This window comes from Phenylobacterium sp. (assembly GCF_046463815.1).
Taxonomy (GTDB): domain Bacteria; phylum Pseudomonadota; class Alphaproteobacteria; order Caulobacterales; family Caulobacteraceae; genus Phenylobacterium.
In genome coordinates, this window is record NZ_JBKBRO010000017.1 from 1 (window position 1) to 15,031 (window position 15,031).

The window sequence follows — 15,031 nt, forward strand, 5'->3', positions numbered from 1 at the left end:
TTCTGCCGCCTCAAGGACTTCCGACGCATCGCCACCCGCTACGACAAGCTCGCCTGCACCTACGCCGCAGCCGTCTGCCTCGCCGCCATCGTCATCTGGTGGTTATGAGTCTGGACCCTAGAGCTCCCCGAAGACGGTCGTGAGCTTCTGCTTCAGCACCGCGAGGTTGAAGGGCTTGATGATGTAGTTGTTCACGCCCGCCTGGCGGGCCGCGATGACGTTCTCGGTCTTGGCCTCGGCGGTGACCATCACGAAGGGCGTGTTCTTCGTGCGCGGCTCGGCGCGGACGGCCTTGAGCAGCTCGTACCCCGTCATCGGCTGCATGTTCCAGTCCGACAGGATCAGCCCGTAGTCCTTGTGCTTCAGCATCTCGAGCGCGGTCGTCCCGTCGACCGCGTCATCGACGTTCTTGAAGCCGAGCTGGTCCAGCAGCCCGCGCATGATCCGGATCATCGTCTTGTAGTCGTCGACGACCAGCACGTTCATGGATTTGTCGACCGCCATGCCCCGTCCCTTCCTCGAACCTGTGTCGCCAGGCTCCGGACAACGGAATTCGCGAAACGGATAACAAAGAGTAACCATGCGGCCACTGCGCGCCGAACACTTGGGTCGTGGAGTGTAAACCGCGACGCCTGAGGTGCAATTTCGTGACCTGTAAGATGATTTAGGTTGTATCAGGTCGAGATTTTTCTACACCTCCGCGCGGGATAGTCTGCACGTTACCCAAAATGGGGAGGAGGCGTCCTAATTTGCTGCGGCTTATACTTTATCGTTAGCCTCGCATTAACCGTTTCAGCCGCCGCCTTACACCGCCCGAACAGGGTGGACGTTTGCGACCGGGGGGCGGCGTTGGACGATCTGGTGAGTGACTTCATCGCGGAGACGCGAGAGGGCCTGGAAGCGCTGGACAGCGAGCTCGTGCGCTTCGAGCAGCAGCCGGAGGACCCGGAGACCCTGAGCGGAATCTTCCGCCTGATCCACACGATCAAGGGCACCTGCGGCTTCCTGGGGCTGATGCGCCTGCAGACGGTGGCGCATGCCGCGGAGAACGTTCTGGGCGGCTTCCGGGACGGCGTCGTCCCGGTGACGCCGACGGCGGTGTCGGCGGTGCTCGACACGGTGGACCTGATTCGGTCGCTGGTGGATGCGCTGGCGGCGACCGGCGCCGAACCGGAGGGCGACGACAGCGCCCTGATCGCCCGCCTGGAGGCGGTGATGGAGGCCGACGCGGCCGCTCCGGCCGCGGAGGCGCCGAAAGCCGCAACCCAGGACGGCCGCAGCCTGATCGAAAGGCTGGGCGGCGACGCGGCGCTGGACGCCGCGGCTGAAATGGCCCTGCCCAAGCTGAAGGGCGATCCGGCCCTCGCACCGCTGTTCGGAGAGGCCGATCCCGACCGCCTGCTGGCCGCGGTGCGCGACAGCCTGTGCGCGCTGGCCCGCAAGGGCGAGGCCACGGGCGCCTTCGCCAGCGGCCTGGGCGCCCTCGCCGAGGCCGCCCCGGGCGACGCGGCGCTGGAAGCCGCCTTCGACGTGGTGGCCGGAGCCCTGCACGACCTGGACGTGGGTGCGGCGGCGATCGCCGAGCTGAAGGCCCTGGCGCTGCCAGGCGAACCGGCCGCCGCCGAGCCGGCGGTCGAACCCCAGGCGCCGGACATCGTGGCGGCGGTGGAGCCCGAGGCCCCGCAACCCGGGCCCGTCGTCGAGGCCGTCGTCGAACCTGTCGTCGGGGCCGCGGCCCCGGCGCCCGCCAAGCCGCCGGCCGCGAAGCCCGCCGCCACGACCGAGGGCGGCGGGGCGGCGCAGACCATCCGGGTGAGCGTGGACGCGCTGGAGCACCTGATGACCGTGGTCAGCGAGCTGGTGCTGATCCGCAACCAGCTCATCCAGACCCTGCGCCTGGAGCCCGAGAGCCCCTTCGCCGCGCCGCTGAACCGCCTGAACCAGGTGACCAGCGAGCTGCAGGAAGGGGTGATGACCACCCGCATGCAGCCGATCAGCGGCGCGTGGGCCAAGCTGCCGCGCCTGGTCCGCGACCTGGCCCAGGATCTCGGCAAGAGCATCGACCTCGTCATGCACGGCCAGGAGACCGAGCTCGACCGGCAGGTCCTGGAGCTGATCAAGGACCCGCTCACCCACATGATCCGCAACGCGGCGGATCACGGGCTGGAGACCCCGGCCGAGCGTCGGGCCGCGGGCAAGCCGGACACCGGCCGCATCACCCTCCAGGCGCGCCACGAGGGCGGGGCGATCGTCATCGAGGTTTCCGACGACGGCCGCGGCCTGCCGGCGGACAAGATCCGCGCCAAGGCGGTTTCCTCCGGGCTGGTGACGCCCGCGCAGGCCGAGCAGATGTCGGACGCCGACGCCCGCGAGCTGATCTTCCTGCCCGGCTTCTCGACGGCCTCCCAGGTGACCTCGGTCTCGGGCCGCGGCGTCGGCATGGACGTGGTGCGGACGAACATCGAGAAGATCGGCGGCGCGATCGATCTCAACTCGGTGGAGGGCGCCGGGACGCGCTTCACCATCCGGATTCCGCTGACCCTGACCATCGTCTCGGCGCTGATCGTGGAATGCTGCGGCGAGCGGTTCGCCATGCCCCAGTCCTGCGTGGTGGAGCTGGTCAGCGCCAGCGGCGCCTCGGGCCGGGAGATCGAGTACATCGACGGCTCGGCGGTCCTGCGCCTGCGCGACCGGCTGCTGCCGCTGGTGCCGTTGCAGACCCTGCTCGGCCTCGAGCCCGTGGGCGAGCCCTCGGGCGAGACCTGCATCCTCGTGGCCCGCGTGGGCGCCTTCACCTTCGGCGTGATCGTGGACCGGGTGTTCGACACCGAGGAGATCGTGGTCAAGCCGGTCGCCACGGTGCTGAGCCACCTGAAGCTCTATTCAGGCGCCACCATCCTCGGCGATGGCTCGGTGATCCTGATCCTGGACCCCAAGGGCATCTCGGTGGAGGCGGGCGCCGGCCAGGCCGGGGCCGCGACCCTGGACGACGCCGACGCCTCGGCCCAGGCCGGCCGCGGCGACTCGGCGGCCCTGCTGGTCTTCCGGGCGGCGAACGAGGCGCTGAAGGCCGCGCCGCTCGCCACCGTCTCGCGCATCGAGGAGCTCGCCGCCGACCAGATCGAGCGCGTCGACGGGCGCACCGTCATCCAGTACCGCGGCCGGCTCATGCCGGTGGTGGGGGCAGACGCCCAGCCCGCGGCGACCTGGGAAGGGTCGGCTCGGCGCCCCCTGCTGGTCTTCGCCCAGGGCGATCGGGCGATCGGCCTGCTGGTCGACGAGATCGTGGACATCGTCGAAAGCTCGGTGGACTCCGACCTGGCCTCCCGCAACGACGGCGCGGCCGGCAGCCTGATCATCGGCGGCAAGGCCACCGAACTGATCGACGTCGGCTACTACTGGGCGCGGGCGGTGAACGACGATGCGCCCGCCAGCCAGGGCGCCGCCGCGCCGCCGCGCCCGGCCGCGCCGCCGCCGGGCCCGGCCGCCAGCCTGAAGCGGCTGCTGGTCATCGACGGCAGCCCGTTCTCCCAGCTCCTGCTGCGGCCCCTGCTGTCGCAGGCGGGCTACGACGTCACGGTCGTCCCCGATCCAAACGCGGCGCTGACGCTCTACCAGGGCGGCGAGCACTTCCACCTGATCATGGCGGACACCGGCGCGGGCGAGGCCCAGGTCCGGGCCTTCGCCCAGGCGTTCGGCCAGGCGAAGGACTGGCACCGCACCCCGCTGCTGAGCCTGGCGCTGCACAATCCTCAGGGGTCGGGCGGCCCCTTCGACACCACCACCCTGCTGGCCGCCGTCTCGGGCGCGCTGGACGAGATGAAGGGCGCCGCATGAGCCTGACAGCCGACATCGCGACCGCCGAGGCGACCGAAGGCCTCGTCTCCATCCGGATCGGGGGCCAGGCGTTCGGCGTCCCCGTCCTGCAGGTCCAGGACGTCATCGCCCAGACGGCCATCAACCGCGTTCCTCTGGGCCCGCCGGAGGTGGCGGGCTCGCTGAATCTGCGGGGCCGCATCGTGACGGCCATCGACATGCGCCGCCGGCTCGGCATGGAGCCCCGCGGCGCCGGCGAAGGCTTCATGTCGGTGATCGTCGAGCGGAACGGCGAACTCTACGCCCTGCTGGTCGACGACGTGGGCGACGTGCTCTGGCTGCCCGCCTCTTCGCACGAACCCCCGCCGGTAACGCTCTCGGGCGACTGGCGGGGCGTCTGTAGCGGCCTCTACCGCCTGGAAGGCGAGCTGCTCCTGGTGCTGAAGGTCGAGGAGGTGCTGACCCTGGGCCGGCCGTTGGGGGCGGCGGGCGCCGGAAGCGCCGCCGCCGCAGCCGTCGCCCGGGAGCCTGAGGGCGAGCCCGCCGAGGCGGCGGCATGAGGCGGCCTCGGGACATGTTTCTTGAAGTAGCAGCCGATCCGGATGCTGGCCGCGCGCGTGTTGATGGCGGCGCCACCCTGAGTGAGCGGGTGACGATCAGGCCAGCCGGGCCGGTTCTTACTTTGCGGGTCTAGCCAGGGGGACGTGATGACCAGCAAGACGGCCGCCGCGAGAAAGGTCGGGAGGCGATCGCCCCCCAGCCTGTTCGAGCGGCTCGGGGGGGCGCCGGCGGTCGAGGCCGCCGTCGACATCTTCTACCAGAAGATTCTCGCCGACGACCGGATCTCCGGTTTCTTCGGCGAGGTGGACATGCCCAGGCAGGTGGAGCGCCAACGCGCGTTCCTCACCATGCTGATGGGGGGTCCGAACATCTACACCGGCCAGAATCTTCGCCTGGCCCATCGCAGGCTCGCCGCGGCGGGCCTGGACGACAGTCACTTCGACGCCGTGGTGGGACATCTCGCGGAAACCCTCCGCGAGCTGGGCGCCGACGACGACGACATCGCTGAAGCCGGCGCCCTGGCGGAATCCGCCCGCGCCGACGTGCTCAACCGGGATACGGAGGATCAGATGGCCGGCACCAACGCCATGGCGCGCGCAGTTCAGGAACGTTGGGAGGCGGCGGAAGACCAGGCCGCGCTCCTGGAGGACTACAAGGGGCAGATCGACGCGATCCGTCGCTCGCAGGCGGTGATCGAGTTCGACACCACCGGCAAGATCCTGGACGCCAACGACAACTTCCTGAACGCCCTGGGCTACACGATCGACGAGATCCGCGGGCAGCATCACAGCATGTTCCTGGACCCCGCCGAGAAGGGAACGCCCGAGTACCGCGCTTTCTGGGATCGGCTGGGCCGCGGCGAGTTCGACGCGGGCCAGTACAAGCGCATCGCCAAGGGCGGCCGCGAGATCTGGATCCAGGCCAGCTACAACCCGATCTTCGACAAGAACGGCAAGCCCTTCAAGGTCGTGAAGTACGCCTCGGACATCACGGCCGAGAAGCTCGCGGCCGCCGACGCCGCGGGCCAGCTCGCCGCGATCAGCAAGGCCCAGGCCGTCATCCAGTTCCACCTGGACGGCACGATCATCGAGGCCAACGCCAACTTCCTGGGCGCGCTCGGCTACTCGGCAGAGGAAGTGCGCGGCAAGCACCACTCGATGTTCGTCGACCCCGCCGAGCGTTCCTCCCCTGAATACAAGGCGTTCTGGGAAAAGCTGGGCCGAGGGGAGTACGACGCGGGCCGCTACAAGCGGATCACCAAGTCGGGCGAGGACATCTGGATCCAGGCCTCCTACAACCCGATCATGGACGCCTCCGGGCGGCCGTTCAAAGTGGTCAAGTACGCCACCGACATCACCGAGCAGGTCCGCCGCGAGGTCGAGAACGACCGGTTGAGCCGGGTGCTCGACGTGGCGCCGTTCAACGTCATGGTCTGCGATCCGCAGGACCTGCGGATCAACTACATCAACAAGCGGACGGTCGAGACGCTGAGGGGGCTGCAGGCCCACCTGCCGATCCCGGCCGACAAGCTGATCGGCGAGAGCATCGACATCTTCCACAAGAACCCGTCGATGCAGCGCCGCCTGCTGGCCGACCCCAACAACCTGCCCCACCGCGCGACCATCAGCCTGGGCGGCGAGAACCTGGACCTGAACGTCCAGGCCCTGCGCGGCGACGGCGGCGAATACCTCGCGGTGATGCTGACCTGGAACATCATCACCGAACAGCTCCGCTTCATCGCCAAGGTCAACGACTTCAGCCAGGAGGTGGCCGAGGCCGCCAACAACATGCGCGGCATGGCCCAGACCATGGCCGCCAGCGCCGAGGAGACCAGCAACCAGGCGGCCGCCGTCGCCGCCGCCTCTGACGAGGCCTCGTCCAACGTCCAGACGGTGGCCTCGGCCGCCGAGGAGCTGTCGGCCTCGATCCAGGAGATCACGCGTCAGGTCGAGCAGTCCTCCAGCATCTCCCGTCAGGCGGTGGACGAGGCGCTCTCGACGGACGAGACGATGCGAGGTCTGGCCGACTCGGCCGACCGCGTCGGCGAGGTGGTGGGCCTGATCCAGGAGATCGCCTCCCAGACCAAGCTCTTGGCGCTCAACGCGACCATCGAGTCGGCCCGCGCCGGCGAGGCGGGCAAGGGCTTCGCGGTGGTGGCCTCGGAGGTCAAGAACCTGGCGGACCAGACCGCCAAGGCGACCAAGCAGATCGCCGAGCAGATCGGCTCGATCCAGAAGGCCTCCAACGCGGCGGTCTCGGCCATCGAGAGCATCCGCCGCACGATCGAGCAGGCCAACGAGGCCTCGGCCGCCATCGCCTCGGCGGTGGAGGAACAGGGCGCGGCCACCCAGGAGATCACCCGCAACGTCCAGGAGGCCGCCGCCGGCACCCGCGAGGTTTCGTCCAACATCACTGGCGTCACGGACGCGGCGGGCCAGAACGCCCAGGCCGCCGCCGACATGCTGGGCGCGACCAACCTCCTGGCCACCAAGGCCCAGGAACTCGATCAGCTTCGCGCCGAGATCGAGGAATTCATGAAGAAGTAGCCTCGGCTCCCCGCCGAAGCTTCGGCCCCGCAGCCCGACGGCTGCGGGGCCTTTCCTTTTGTCCGCTGTTTGGGAGACGAACGGCCCGGCGTCAGACTCCAGCCGGGCCTTCGTCGTCAGGCCGTGCGGGCGAGCGCCCTGGGCGCGGCCGGGCGGTAGAGGCCGCGCGCGCCGGGCGCGAGCTCGAACGCGTCGGTGACGCCGAGCACCGTCTCGGCGCTGCCGAGGAACAGCGCGCCGTCGGGGGCGAGGATCCGGGCCAGGTCGGCCAGGATGGTCCGCTTCTGGGCCACGTCGAAATAGATCAGCACATTGCGGCAGAAGATGACGTCGAAGGCGCCCAGGCCGCCCACGCCGTGCAGCAGGTTATGGGTGCGGAACGACACCACCTGCTGCAGCTGGGGCGAGATGCGCCAGGATTTCCCCTCGCGTACGAACCAGCGCTTCAGCCGCTCGGGCGAAAGGCCCCGGTTGACCTCGAAGTCGCTGTAGAGGCCGCTGCGGGCCTTCGTCAGGATCGGCTCGGACAGGTCGGTGGCGACCACCTCCAGCTTCCATCCGGAAAGCTGCGCGGCGAGTTCCTGGAGCACCATGGCCACCGAGTAGGGTTCCTGGCCGCTCGAGCAGGCCGCGCACCAGATCCTGAGGGACCGGCTTCCGCCGCGGCGGGCTTCGATCAGTTGGGGCAGCACCCGCTGGGCGAGCTGCTCGAAGGGCGCCCCGTCGCGGAAGAAGAAGGACTCGTGGGTGCACATGGCCTCGACGCAGCGCTGGACCAGCGCTTCCGGGGCGCCGGCGCGCAGCCTTGCGAGGAGTTCTGGAACCCCGGGCAGCCCCTCCGCCCGGGCGATCGGCGCCAGGCGGCTGGAGACCAGGTAGGCCTTCTCGGGCGTCAGCACGAGGCCCGACCGCGCGCGGATGAACTGGCAGAAGTGCTCGAAGTCCGGGCCGGTCATTGGGCCGCCTCCGCAGCACGTCGAACCCATGGTCCGATCTCCGATATGGGCAGGACGCTTTCGGCGAGGCCGGTGGCGGCGGCGGCGCCGGGCATCCCCCACACGACGCTCGTCGCCTCGTCCTGGACGATGAACCGGCCGCCCGCCTGGGCGACCGCGGCGCAGCCCTTGGCGCCGTCGGCGCCCATCCCGGTCAGGATCAGCGCCAAGACCCCCGGCCCATAGGTCCTGGCGGCGCTGCGCAGCATGGGATCGACCGCGGGACGGCAGAAGTTCTCGGGCGGATCCTGGTTCAGGCGGATGACGGCGCCCGCCCCGTCACGCTCGACGGTCATGTGCCAGCCCCCCGGGGCCACGTAGCAGCGGCCGCCCAGCACCGGCTCGCCATCCTGGGCTTCCGCGCAAGGACGGTCGCCAGCGCGGGCGAGCTGTTCGGCGAGCAGGGCGGTGAAGGTGGCGGGCATGTGCTGGGTGAGCAGGATCGGCTGCGAGATCGCCCCCTTGATCGCCTCGAAGACCTGCAGCAGCGCCGGCGGGCCGCCCGTCGACGCGCCGATGGCCAGGACCTGAGGCCGCCCTTTGCGCGGGCGCGTAACCAGAGGCGTGCGGGGCCACGCCGCCTGGATGGCCGAAGCCGCCGCGGCCGGTCGGCGCTTCGGGGCGAGGGCGGCGATCTTCGACAGCAGCTCCCGCTGGAACTCCTGGGCGCCGGCAAGGCCGGTCTCCGGCTTGGCCACGTAGTCGGAGGCGCCGAGCTGCAGCGCCTTCAGGCTGATCTCGGCGTTCCGGCGGGTCAGGGTCGAAGCCATGATCACCCGCACGCCGGGCCGCCGGGCGCGGATGAGCGGCAGGGCGGTGATTCCGTCCATCACGGGCATCTCGATGTCGAGGACGACGATGTCGACGTCGTGGCGTTCCAACTCCCGGAGCGCCAGCTCGCCGTTGGAGGCCGTGCAGACCACGTCGATGCGGGGATCGGCCGCCAACTGTTTCGCGATCAGGCCCCGGACAACGGCGGAATCGTCCACCACCATAACGCGCGTCCGCACATCGGCAGCCACGCCCCCCTCCACCAACGCCAAGGCTCACCTCCCTTGACGGCCGTCACGGCCGCTCCGCAAAGCTCGTCGCCCGCCTCGCGACTGCTTGAGGCCGGGTCGTACTTCAGAAAAACGAGATATTATTATTAGGCGAATTATTAGTTAACCAGACTACTTGCGGTGGGTGGAGGCAATCTCTCGACGCATGCAAAGGTCCAGTAAGGTTTGTTCTGCTCCCTAGGGTGTAATCCGGGCCCCGGAAACCTATGGTTTCTGGCGCCAGAGGCCAAAATGCGCCTGAAGTGCATTTCGATATACTGGAGGATGCATGCCCTTTCGCTCGCTTTCGCTCACTGGTGAACAGATCCGGGCCGGGCGGGCCCTGGCCCGGATAGAGCAGGCGGAACTGGCGCGCCGCTGCGGCCTCAGTCTGGAGACGATAAAACGGCTCGAACGCATTCGGGGGCCCGTCGAGGCGAACATCCGCACCCTGAACGCGATCGTCGGCGCCTTCGGGGAGATCGGGATTCTCTTCGAGGCCTGCGAGGAAGGCGGGATCGGCGTCTGCCGGCCGCCGGAGGGCCGGGCCGGCCAAGGCGTCCGGGAGCGGCCGATCGTCGCGGCCCCCCCCGGGACCGGCCCCTCAGACCCAGCTTCTTCACCGCCTGATCTACCACAGCCGGATCAAGGCGGAGCCCGGCGCGAGCCTGCGGGACACGGTCGACGCCATCACGGACTCGGCCGCAAAGCGCAACGCCGCCCTCGGCGTGACGGGCGCGCTGCTCGCCTGCAACGGCCGCTTCCTGCAGGTGCTGGAGGGCGACAAGGACGCGGTGCGCCAGGTCTACGGCGCGATCCTGCTCGACCCCAGGCACACCGACGTGCAGCTGCTCGACAGCCGCGCCATCGTCAGCCGCCAGTTCGCCGACTGGAGCCTGTGTTGCGGCGTGTTCACGGACGACGGCGCGGCCTTCGCGCACGAACCGGCGCTGCGCGACGGCTTCAAGCCCGAGCTCCTGTCCCCCGCCTCTGCCCTGGGCCTGCTGGCGACGATGCGCGACCTGCAGCGCCTGGAGCCGCGCAGCCGGCGCGGCCGGCCCGCCGCCTGCACCCTGGCGGCGGAGTGCCTGGACCGAAGCTGCGCCAACGGTCCGGCCGGGCCGGATTCCCTGTCGAACTGCGCTTGAACCGGCGGCATGCGACAACAGGCCACACCCCTCCGGGTCGTTGCCCCTTGGGGCTCGAAATTTCCACTCTGGGTGGTCCAAAATCCCCCCGGGGGCGGCGGGAACTGGGCCGCAGGTGGCGTTGCGGGCCGCGTGCGGATGAGGCTGCCGCCTGGCTGGCAAATCAGGTCACCTGAGCCGACGCCGGCGCCCCGGCTCTCAGGAGACCGCCCAGCATGAGCGCTTCCCAAGGGAAGACCAGCGAACCAAGGCTGCGCCAGACGATCGCCCGCCAGGGCCGCCGGGCGCGGTCGATGCTACGCCGCTCGCTGCTGCTGCGCGCGGGGCTGGGCGACAGCATGCAGGATGTGCTTACGGGCATCCTGAACATCTCGTCCGAGGGCATCGTCGTGGTCGACGAGAAGCTCCGGATCCTGCTGTTCAGCCCCGGCGCCGAGGCGATCTTCGGCTACCAGGCCGAGGAGGTTCTGGGCGAGCAGCTCGAGCAGCTGATCCCCAAGGCCCATCGCGAGGCCCATCGGGGGCACGTCGCAGCGTTCGCCAGCGGCTCGGTGGCGAGCCGCCGCATGAGCGCCCGCGAGGACATCTCGGGCCTGCGCAAGAACGGCGACATATTTCCCCTCGAGGTGGGCCTGTCGCGGCTGAACACGTCCAAGGGGCTGATCTTCACCGCCATCCTCCGCGATGTCTCGCACCGGCGCCAGGCGGAGCGGGCGCTGGCGCTGGCCGCCGCGGAGGCCAACGCCGCCAACCAGGCCAAGAGCGCCTTCCTGGCCGCCATGAGCCACGAGATCCGCACGCCGCTGAACGGGGTGCTGGGCATGGCCCAGGCCATGGCCATGGAGGACGACCTGCCGCCCCACCAGCGCGAGCGGCTGACCGTCATCCGACAGTCGGGCGAGAGCCTGCTCGCCATCCTCAACGACCTCCTGGACCTGTCGAAGATCGAGGCCGGCAAGCTCGAACTGGAGGAAACCCAGTTCGACATCCAGGAGCTGACCCGGGGCGCCCACGCCACCTTCGCCGCCGTGGCCGCCGCCAAGGGCCTGGACTTCGGCGTCCACGTCTCCGGGCCGGCGGAGGGCGTCTACCTGGGCGACCCGCTGCGCCTGCGCCAGATCCTGCACAACCTGATCTCCAACGCCCTCAAGTTCACCGAGGAGGGTTCCGTCCAGGTGGCGGTGAGCCGCCGGGGCGGCGAGCTGCGGATCGTCGTCAAGGACACCGGCATCGGCATACCCGCCGGCAAGGCCCCCCAGCTGTTCAGGAAGTTCGAGCAGGGGGACGCCTCCACCACCCGGCGCTTCGGCGGCACCGGCCTGGGCCTCGCCATCTGCCGCGACCTGGCGGAGATGATGGGCGGCTCCATCGCGGTCGAGAGCGCGCCGGGCAAGGGCGCGGCCTTCACTGTACGCCTGCCGCTGAAGCGGATCGGCAAGGTCGAGGAACCCGCCGCCGAGCCGGCGCCGGAGATCGTGCCCGACGAGACGCTGCTGCGCGTGCTGGTGGCCGAGGACAACGGCATGAACCAGCTGGTGCTCAAGACGCTGCTCGCCCAGCTGGGCGTCGAACCGGTGGTGGTGCCTAACGGCCGGGCCGCCGTGGAGGCCTGGGAGCGCGAGCCGTGGGACCTGATCCTGATGGACGTCCAGATGCCCGAGATGGACGGACCGACGGCCACCGGGGTCATCCGCCGCCGCGAGGCGGCGGAGGGCCGCGGCCGCACGCCGATCGTGGCGCTCACCGCCAACGCCATGCAGCACCAGGTGGCCGAGTACCGCGCCGCCGGCATGGACGACGTGGTGCCCAAGCCCGTGGAGGTGGACCGGCTGTTCCGGGTGCTGCGGGCCGTGGGCGGCGCTTAGCTGTCTGGTCCCACGGCGTGGGGGCTCGGCTTAGCCGAGTGCTCACACCGGCAGGAGCTATGGGCCAGATGCTCCACGGCGGCGCCACGGCCACGCACGCCATCCGAGCGGCGATACGGCGATCGAAGGCTCCGATCCAAGAGGAAGCCCAGCGGGACGGGCTGAACCGCAGGACGGTGCGCGAGTGGCGCGGGCGAGACTTCATGCATGACGCGCCGATGGGACCCAAGGCTCCTCGCTCGGCCGTGCTGGCGGCCGAGGTGCGCACCGAGGACGGCGAGCTCCACCTCTTTGTGGCCGTGGACAGGACGTCGAAGTACGCCTTCGCTCGCCGGGTGAAGCGGGCCACTGAAGGCGCCAGGGCGTTCCTCGACGAGTTGGTCGCGGCCGTCCCCCACCAGATCCACACGGCGCCGACCGACAACGGCATCCAGTTCGCCGACCTGCCCAAGAACCGCGCCGGCCCGACGAAGCCATCTGCAGGGCCTGGGCTGAGCCCGAACGGCGGTCGCCCGGCCAAGCCGCCTGGAACAACGCGGCCATGTAGGCGGCCACGACGGCGATGATCAGTCAGTCGTGGATGTCGACGTCCTTGGTCTCGCGGATGAACAGGGCGCCGATCACGAAGGTGATCGCCGCCACGACCACGGGGTACCAGAGACCGTAGTAGATATCGCCGGTGGCCGCGACCATGGCGAAGGCGGTGGTGGGCAGGAAGCCGCCGAACCAGCCGTTGCCGATATGGTAGGGCAGGCTCATCGAGGTGTAGCGGATCCGGGTCGGGAACAGCTCCACCAGCATGGCGGCGATCGGGCCGTAGACCATGGTCACGTAGATCACGAGCAGGGTCAGGATGGCGACGACGCCCAGCTTGTTGACCTTGGCCGGGTCGGCCTTGGCCGGGTAGCCCGCCGCCGCCAGAATGGCGCCCATGTTCTTCTCCCAGGCCGTCTTCCGGGCGTTGAACTCCGCCTTGGGCAGCGTCTGGCCGGGGAACGAGGCGATGACCTGGTCGCCGACCTTCACCTGGGCCCCGGCGCCCGCAGGCGCGGCCTGGTTCTGATAGGTGACGCCCGCCTTGGCCAAGTACGACTTGGCGATGTCGCAGCTCCTGTTGAACACCGTCTTGCCGACGGGGTCGAACTGCACCGAACAGTCGGCGGGATCGGCGATCACCGTCACCGGGCTGGAGGCCGCGGCGCGCGCGAGGTCGGGGTTGGCCGCCCAGGTGAGCGCCTTGAACAGCGGGAAGTAGGTCAGGGCGGCCAGCAGGCAGCCGGCCAGGATGATCCGTTTGCGGCCGATCCGGTCCGACAGCCAGCCGAACAGGACGAAGAAGGGCGTGCCGATCAGCAGCGCCACGGCCACCAGGGTGTTGGTGAGCGCGCCATCGACCTTCAGCATCTTCTCGAGGAAGAAGAGTGCGTAGAACTGTCCGGTGTACCAGACCACCGCCTGGCCCGCGGTGAGGCCCACCAGCGCCAGGACGACGATCTTCAGGTTGCCCCAGCGCGCGAAGCTCTCCTTCAGCGGCTGGGTCGTGCCCCTACCCTCTTCCTTCATGCGCTGGAACGCCGGGCTCTCCTGCAGTTTCAGCCGAATCCACATCGAGACCATCAGCAGGAGGATCGAGACCAGGAACGGGATCCGCCAGCCCCATTCCTTGAAGGTGTCCTCGCCCATGCCCAGGCGCGTGGCCAGGATCACCGCAAGGCTCAGGAACAGGCCGAGCGTGGCCGTGGTCTGAATCCAGCTCGTGTAGAACCCGCGCTTGCCGTGCGGCGCGTGCTCGGCGACGTAGGTCGCCGCCCCGCCGTATTCGCCGCCCAGGGCCAGGCCCTGGACCAGGCGCATGAGGATGAGGATGGCCGGGGCGGCCACGCCGATCTGGGCGTAGGACGGCAGGAGCCCCACCGCGAAGGTGGAGAGACCCATCAGCAGCATGGTCACCAGGAAGGTGTTCTTGCGGCCCCACAGGTCGCCGAGGCGGCCGAACACCAGCGCCCCGAACGGTCGCACGGCGAAGCCGGCCGCGAAGGCCAGGAGGGCGAAGATGTAGCCGGTCGTCTCGTTCACGCCCGAGAAGAAGTGGGTCGTGATGTAGCTGGCCAGTGAGCCGTACAGATAGAAGTCGTACCATTCGAAGACAGCGCCGACCGACGAGGCGCCGATCACGAGCCGGTCGTTCCGGTCTACCGTATGCTCGGCGTCCACCGCGGTCGGGGAATAGGTGGTGTTGCTCATGGCGCCCTCCGATGACCCCCGCTGACGGGGTGCAGTGAACGGGCGAGGGTTCTGCAGCCCCCGTTCCCAAGACCCCACACTGCCCGCAAGCGCGGCCGAACGGGAGATCGACCTTCGTCTAACGGCGATGGCCCGGCCGGGGAACCTCAACCGCCCCGGAACTCGTGCACCGCCTCGGCCAGCAGTTCGTTGGCCGGGCCGTAGGCGCGCAGTTCGAGCTGGTCCCGATCGGTGTCGGCGGCCCGTGTCAGCCATACGAGCTCCTTGGCCGCGCCCGCCGGCCATGCCCGCCCGAGCACCGCTTCGACCGCGCACAGACCCGGCATCCCCTGGGCGCTGTCCAGGCGGACCTCCACGCGGGCGGGCGCGGCGGGGAGGGCGGCGGCGAACCGCTCGGCGGCCTCGGCGGGCGTTCTGGGGAACTTCGACATCGGGGAACCTTTCCTTGAAGGACGGCTCCGGCCGGGAAGGGCCCATTAAAAAACCCCGCGTCCTGGCCGGAGCGGGGTGGAAACTTCGATCTGGCGGGTCGTCAGGCCGCGCGGGATCGCCCCCGTCCGTGATGGCGGGTGGTAATCATCATGGTCTTCGAGATCAGGCGCGGGGCGCGCATCGCGAATGCTCACCATTCAGACAGGGCGAGCGCGGCATAGCGCATGCGCGTCCTCTTGGGAAGCTTGGGCGCGAAGCTTCGGTGAAGTCCGCTGGCGCACCCGACACGATTCGAACGTGTGACCTTTGCCTTCGGAGGGCAACGCTCTATCCAGCTGAGCTACGGGTGCGTCTTCAGCGGGCCGCCTCTCTAGCCGAAAGCGC

General features: G+C 69.6%; 11 protein-coding genes, 1 tRNA gene and 1 pseudogene. 7 read left to right on the top strand and 6 right to left on the bottom strand.

Annotated elements, in window-relative coordinates; genetic code table 11:
• A pseudogene (locus ACK4TT_RS12350) lies at window positions 1-108 on the top strand (IS5/IS1182 family transposase); the annotation flags it as partial.
• Between the two features lie 9 nt (window positions 109-117).
• Here the strand turns inward: ACK4TT_RS12350 and ACK4TT_RS12355 are convergent.
• Window positions 118-504, bottom strand: coding sequence for a response regulator (locus ACK4TT_RS12355; RefSeq protein WP_409633343.1), 387 nt, complete (start codon window positions 502-504; stop codon window positions 118-120).
• Between the two features lie 357 nt (window positions 505-861).
• On the opposite strand from ACK4TT_RS12355, the gene ACK4TT_RS12360 reads away from it, so the two are divergent.
• From ACK4TT_RS12360 to ACK4TT_RS12370, 3 genes are all read left to right on the top strand, one after another.
• Window positions 862-3,837 carry a chemotaxis protein CheW gene (locus ACK4TT_RS12360; protein ID WP_410213057.1) on the top strand — a complete coding sequence of 992 codons (2,976 nt, stop codon included), beginning with the start codon at window positions 862-864 and terminating at the stop codon, window positions 3,835-3,837.
• On the top strand, window positions 3,834-4,376 hold the full coding sequence (locus ACK4TT_RS12365) for a chemotaxis protein CheW (protein WP_409633347.1): 543 nt from the start codon (window positions 3,834-3,836) through the stop codon (window positions 4,374-4,376). Before ACK4TT_RS12360 ends, ACK4TT_RS12365 begins: the two co-directional genes overlap by 4 nt.
• Window positions 4,377-4,523: 147 nt before the next feature.
• Entirely contained in the window at window positions 4,524-6,923 is a 2,400-nt protein-coding gene (locus ACK4TT_RS12370) for a methyl-accepting chemotaxis protein (protein ID WP_410213058.1), read from the top strand.
• A 116-nt stretch (window positions 6,924-7,039) separates the two neighbouring features.
• Here the strand turns inward: ACK4TT_RS12370 and ACK4TT_RS12375 are convergent, their stop codons facing one another.
• Both ACK4TT_RS12375 and ACK4TT_RS12380 read right to left on the bottom strand, forming a co-directional pair.
• Window positions 7,040-7,879 carry a CheR family methyltransferase gene (locus tag ACK4TT_RS12375; RefSeq protein ID WP_410213059.1) on the bottom strand — a complete coding sequence of 280 codons (840 nt, stop codon included), beginning with the start codon at window positions 7,877-7,879 and terminating at the stop codon, window positions 7,040-7,042.
• Window positions 7,876-8,940: a chemotaxis response regulator protein-glutamate methylesterase gene (locus ACK4TT_RS12380; RefSeq protein ID WP_409633353.1), complete on the bottom strand. Its 1,065-nt coding sequence runs from the start codon at window positions 8,938-8,940 to the stop codon at window positions 7,876-7,878. The genes ACK4TT_RS12375 and ACK4TT_RS12380 overlap by 4 nt, the downstream gene beginning before the upstream one ends.
• A gap of 647 nt (window positions 8,941-9,587) precedes the next feature.
• Between ACK4TT_RS12380 and ACK4TT_RS12385 the strand changes: the two genes are divergently transcribed.
• The 3 genes from ACK4TT_RS12385 (at window position 9,588) to ACK4TT_RS12395 (ending at window position 12,537) form a co-directional block, all read left to right on the top strand.
• Window positions 9,588-10,106 (top strand): BLUF domain-containing protein, encoded by a 519-nt coding sequence (locus ACK4TT_RS12385; protein ID WP_410213088.1) that lies wholly within the window; start codon window positions 9,588-9,590, stop codon window positions 10,104-10,106.
• A gap of 215 nt (window positions 10,107-10,321) precedes the next feature.
• Complete coding sequence (locus tag ACK4TT_RS12390; RefSeq protein WP_410213060.1) at window positions 10,322-11,971, top strand: ATP-binding protein; 1,650 nt, start codon at window positions 10,322-10,324, stop codon at window positions 11,969-11,971.
• A 203-nt stretch (window positions 11,972-12,174) separates the two neighbouring features.
• The gene (locus tag ACK4TT_RS12395; RefSeq protein ID WP_410213061.1) at window positions 12,175-12,537 is read left to right on the top strand and encodes a hypothetical protein; all 363 of its coding nucleotides are present in this window, start codon (window positions 12,175-12,177) and stop codon (window positions 12,535-12,537) included.
• Between the two features lie 4 nt (window positions 12,538-12,541).
• On the opposite strand, the gene ACK4TT_RS12400 is transcribed toward ACK4TT_RS12395, so the two are convergent.
• The 3 genes from ACK4TT_RS12400 to ACK4TT_RS12410 all read right to left on the bottom strand — a co-directional run bounded on the left by ACK4TT_RS12400 (window position 12,542) and on the right by ACK4TT_RS12410 (window position 14,997).
• Entirely contained in the window at window positions 12,542-14,215 is a 1,674-nt protein-coding gene (locus ACK4TT_RS12400) for an MFS transporter (RefSeq protein ID WP_410213062.1), read from the bottom strand.
• Window positions 14,216-14,361: 146 nt separating this feature from the next.
• Window positions 14,362-14,646 (bottom strand): hypothetical protein, encoded by a 285-nt coding sequence (locus ACK4TT_RS12405; protein ID WP_410213063.1) that lies wholly within the window; start codon window positions 14,644-14,646, stop codon window positions 14,362-14,364.
• Between the two features lie 274 nt (window positions 14,647-14,920).
• Window positions 14,921-14,997, bottom strand: a tRNA-Arg gene (locus ACK4TT_RS12410).
• Window positions 14,998-15,031 lie beyond the last annotated feature (34 nt).

Coding starts and splice junctions, on each gene's coding strand:
- ACK4TT_RS12390 (WP_410213060.1), top strand. CDS start 10,322: ATGAGCGCTTCCCAAGGGAAGACCAGCGAACCAAGGCTGCGCCAGACG.
- ACK4TT_RS12365 (WP_409633347.1), top strand. CDS start 3,834: ATGAGCCTGACAGCCGACATCGCGACCGCCGAGGCGACCGAAGGCCTC.
- ACK4TT_RS12375 (WP_410213059.1), bottom strand. CDS start 7,879: ATGACCGGCCCGGACTTCGAGCACTTCTGCCAGTTCATCCGCGCGCGG.
- ACK4TT_RS12395 (WP_410213061.1), top strand. CDS start 12,175: ATGCATGACGCGCCGATGGGACCCAAGGCTCCTCGCTCGGCCGTGCTG.
- ACK4TT_RS12355 (WP_409633343.1), bottom strand. CDS start 504: ATGGCGGTCGACAAATCCATGAACGTGCTGGTCGTCGACGACTACAAG.
- ACK4TT_RS12370 (WP_410213058.1), top strand. CDS start 4,524: ATGACCAGCAAGACGGCCGCCGCGAGAAAGGTCGGGAGGCGATCGCCC.
- ACK4TT_RS12400 (WP_410213062.1), bottom strand. CDS start 14,215: ATGAGCAACACCACCTATTCCCCGACCGCGGTGGACGCCGAGCATACG.
- ACK4TT_RS12405 (WP_410213063.1), bottom strand. CDS start 14,646: ATGTCGAAGTTCCCCAGAACGCCCGCCGAGGCCGCCGAGCGGTTCGCC.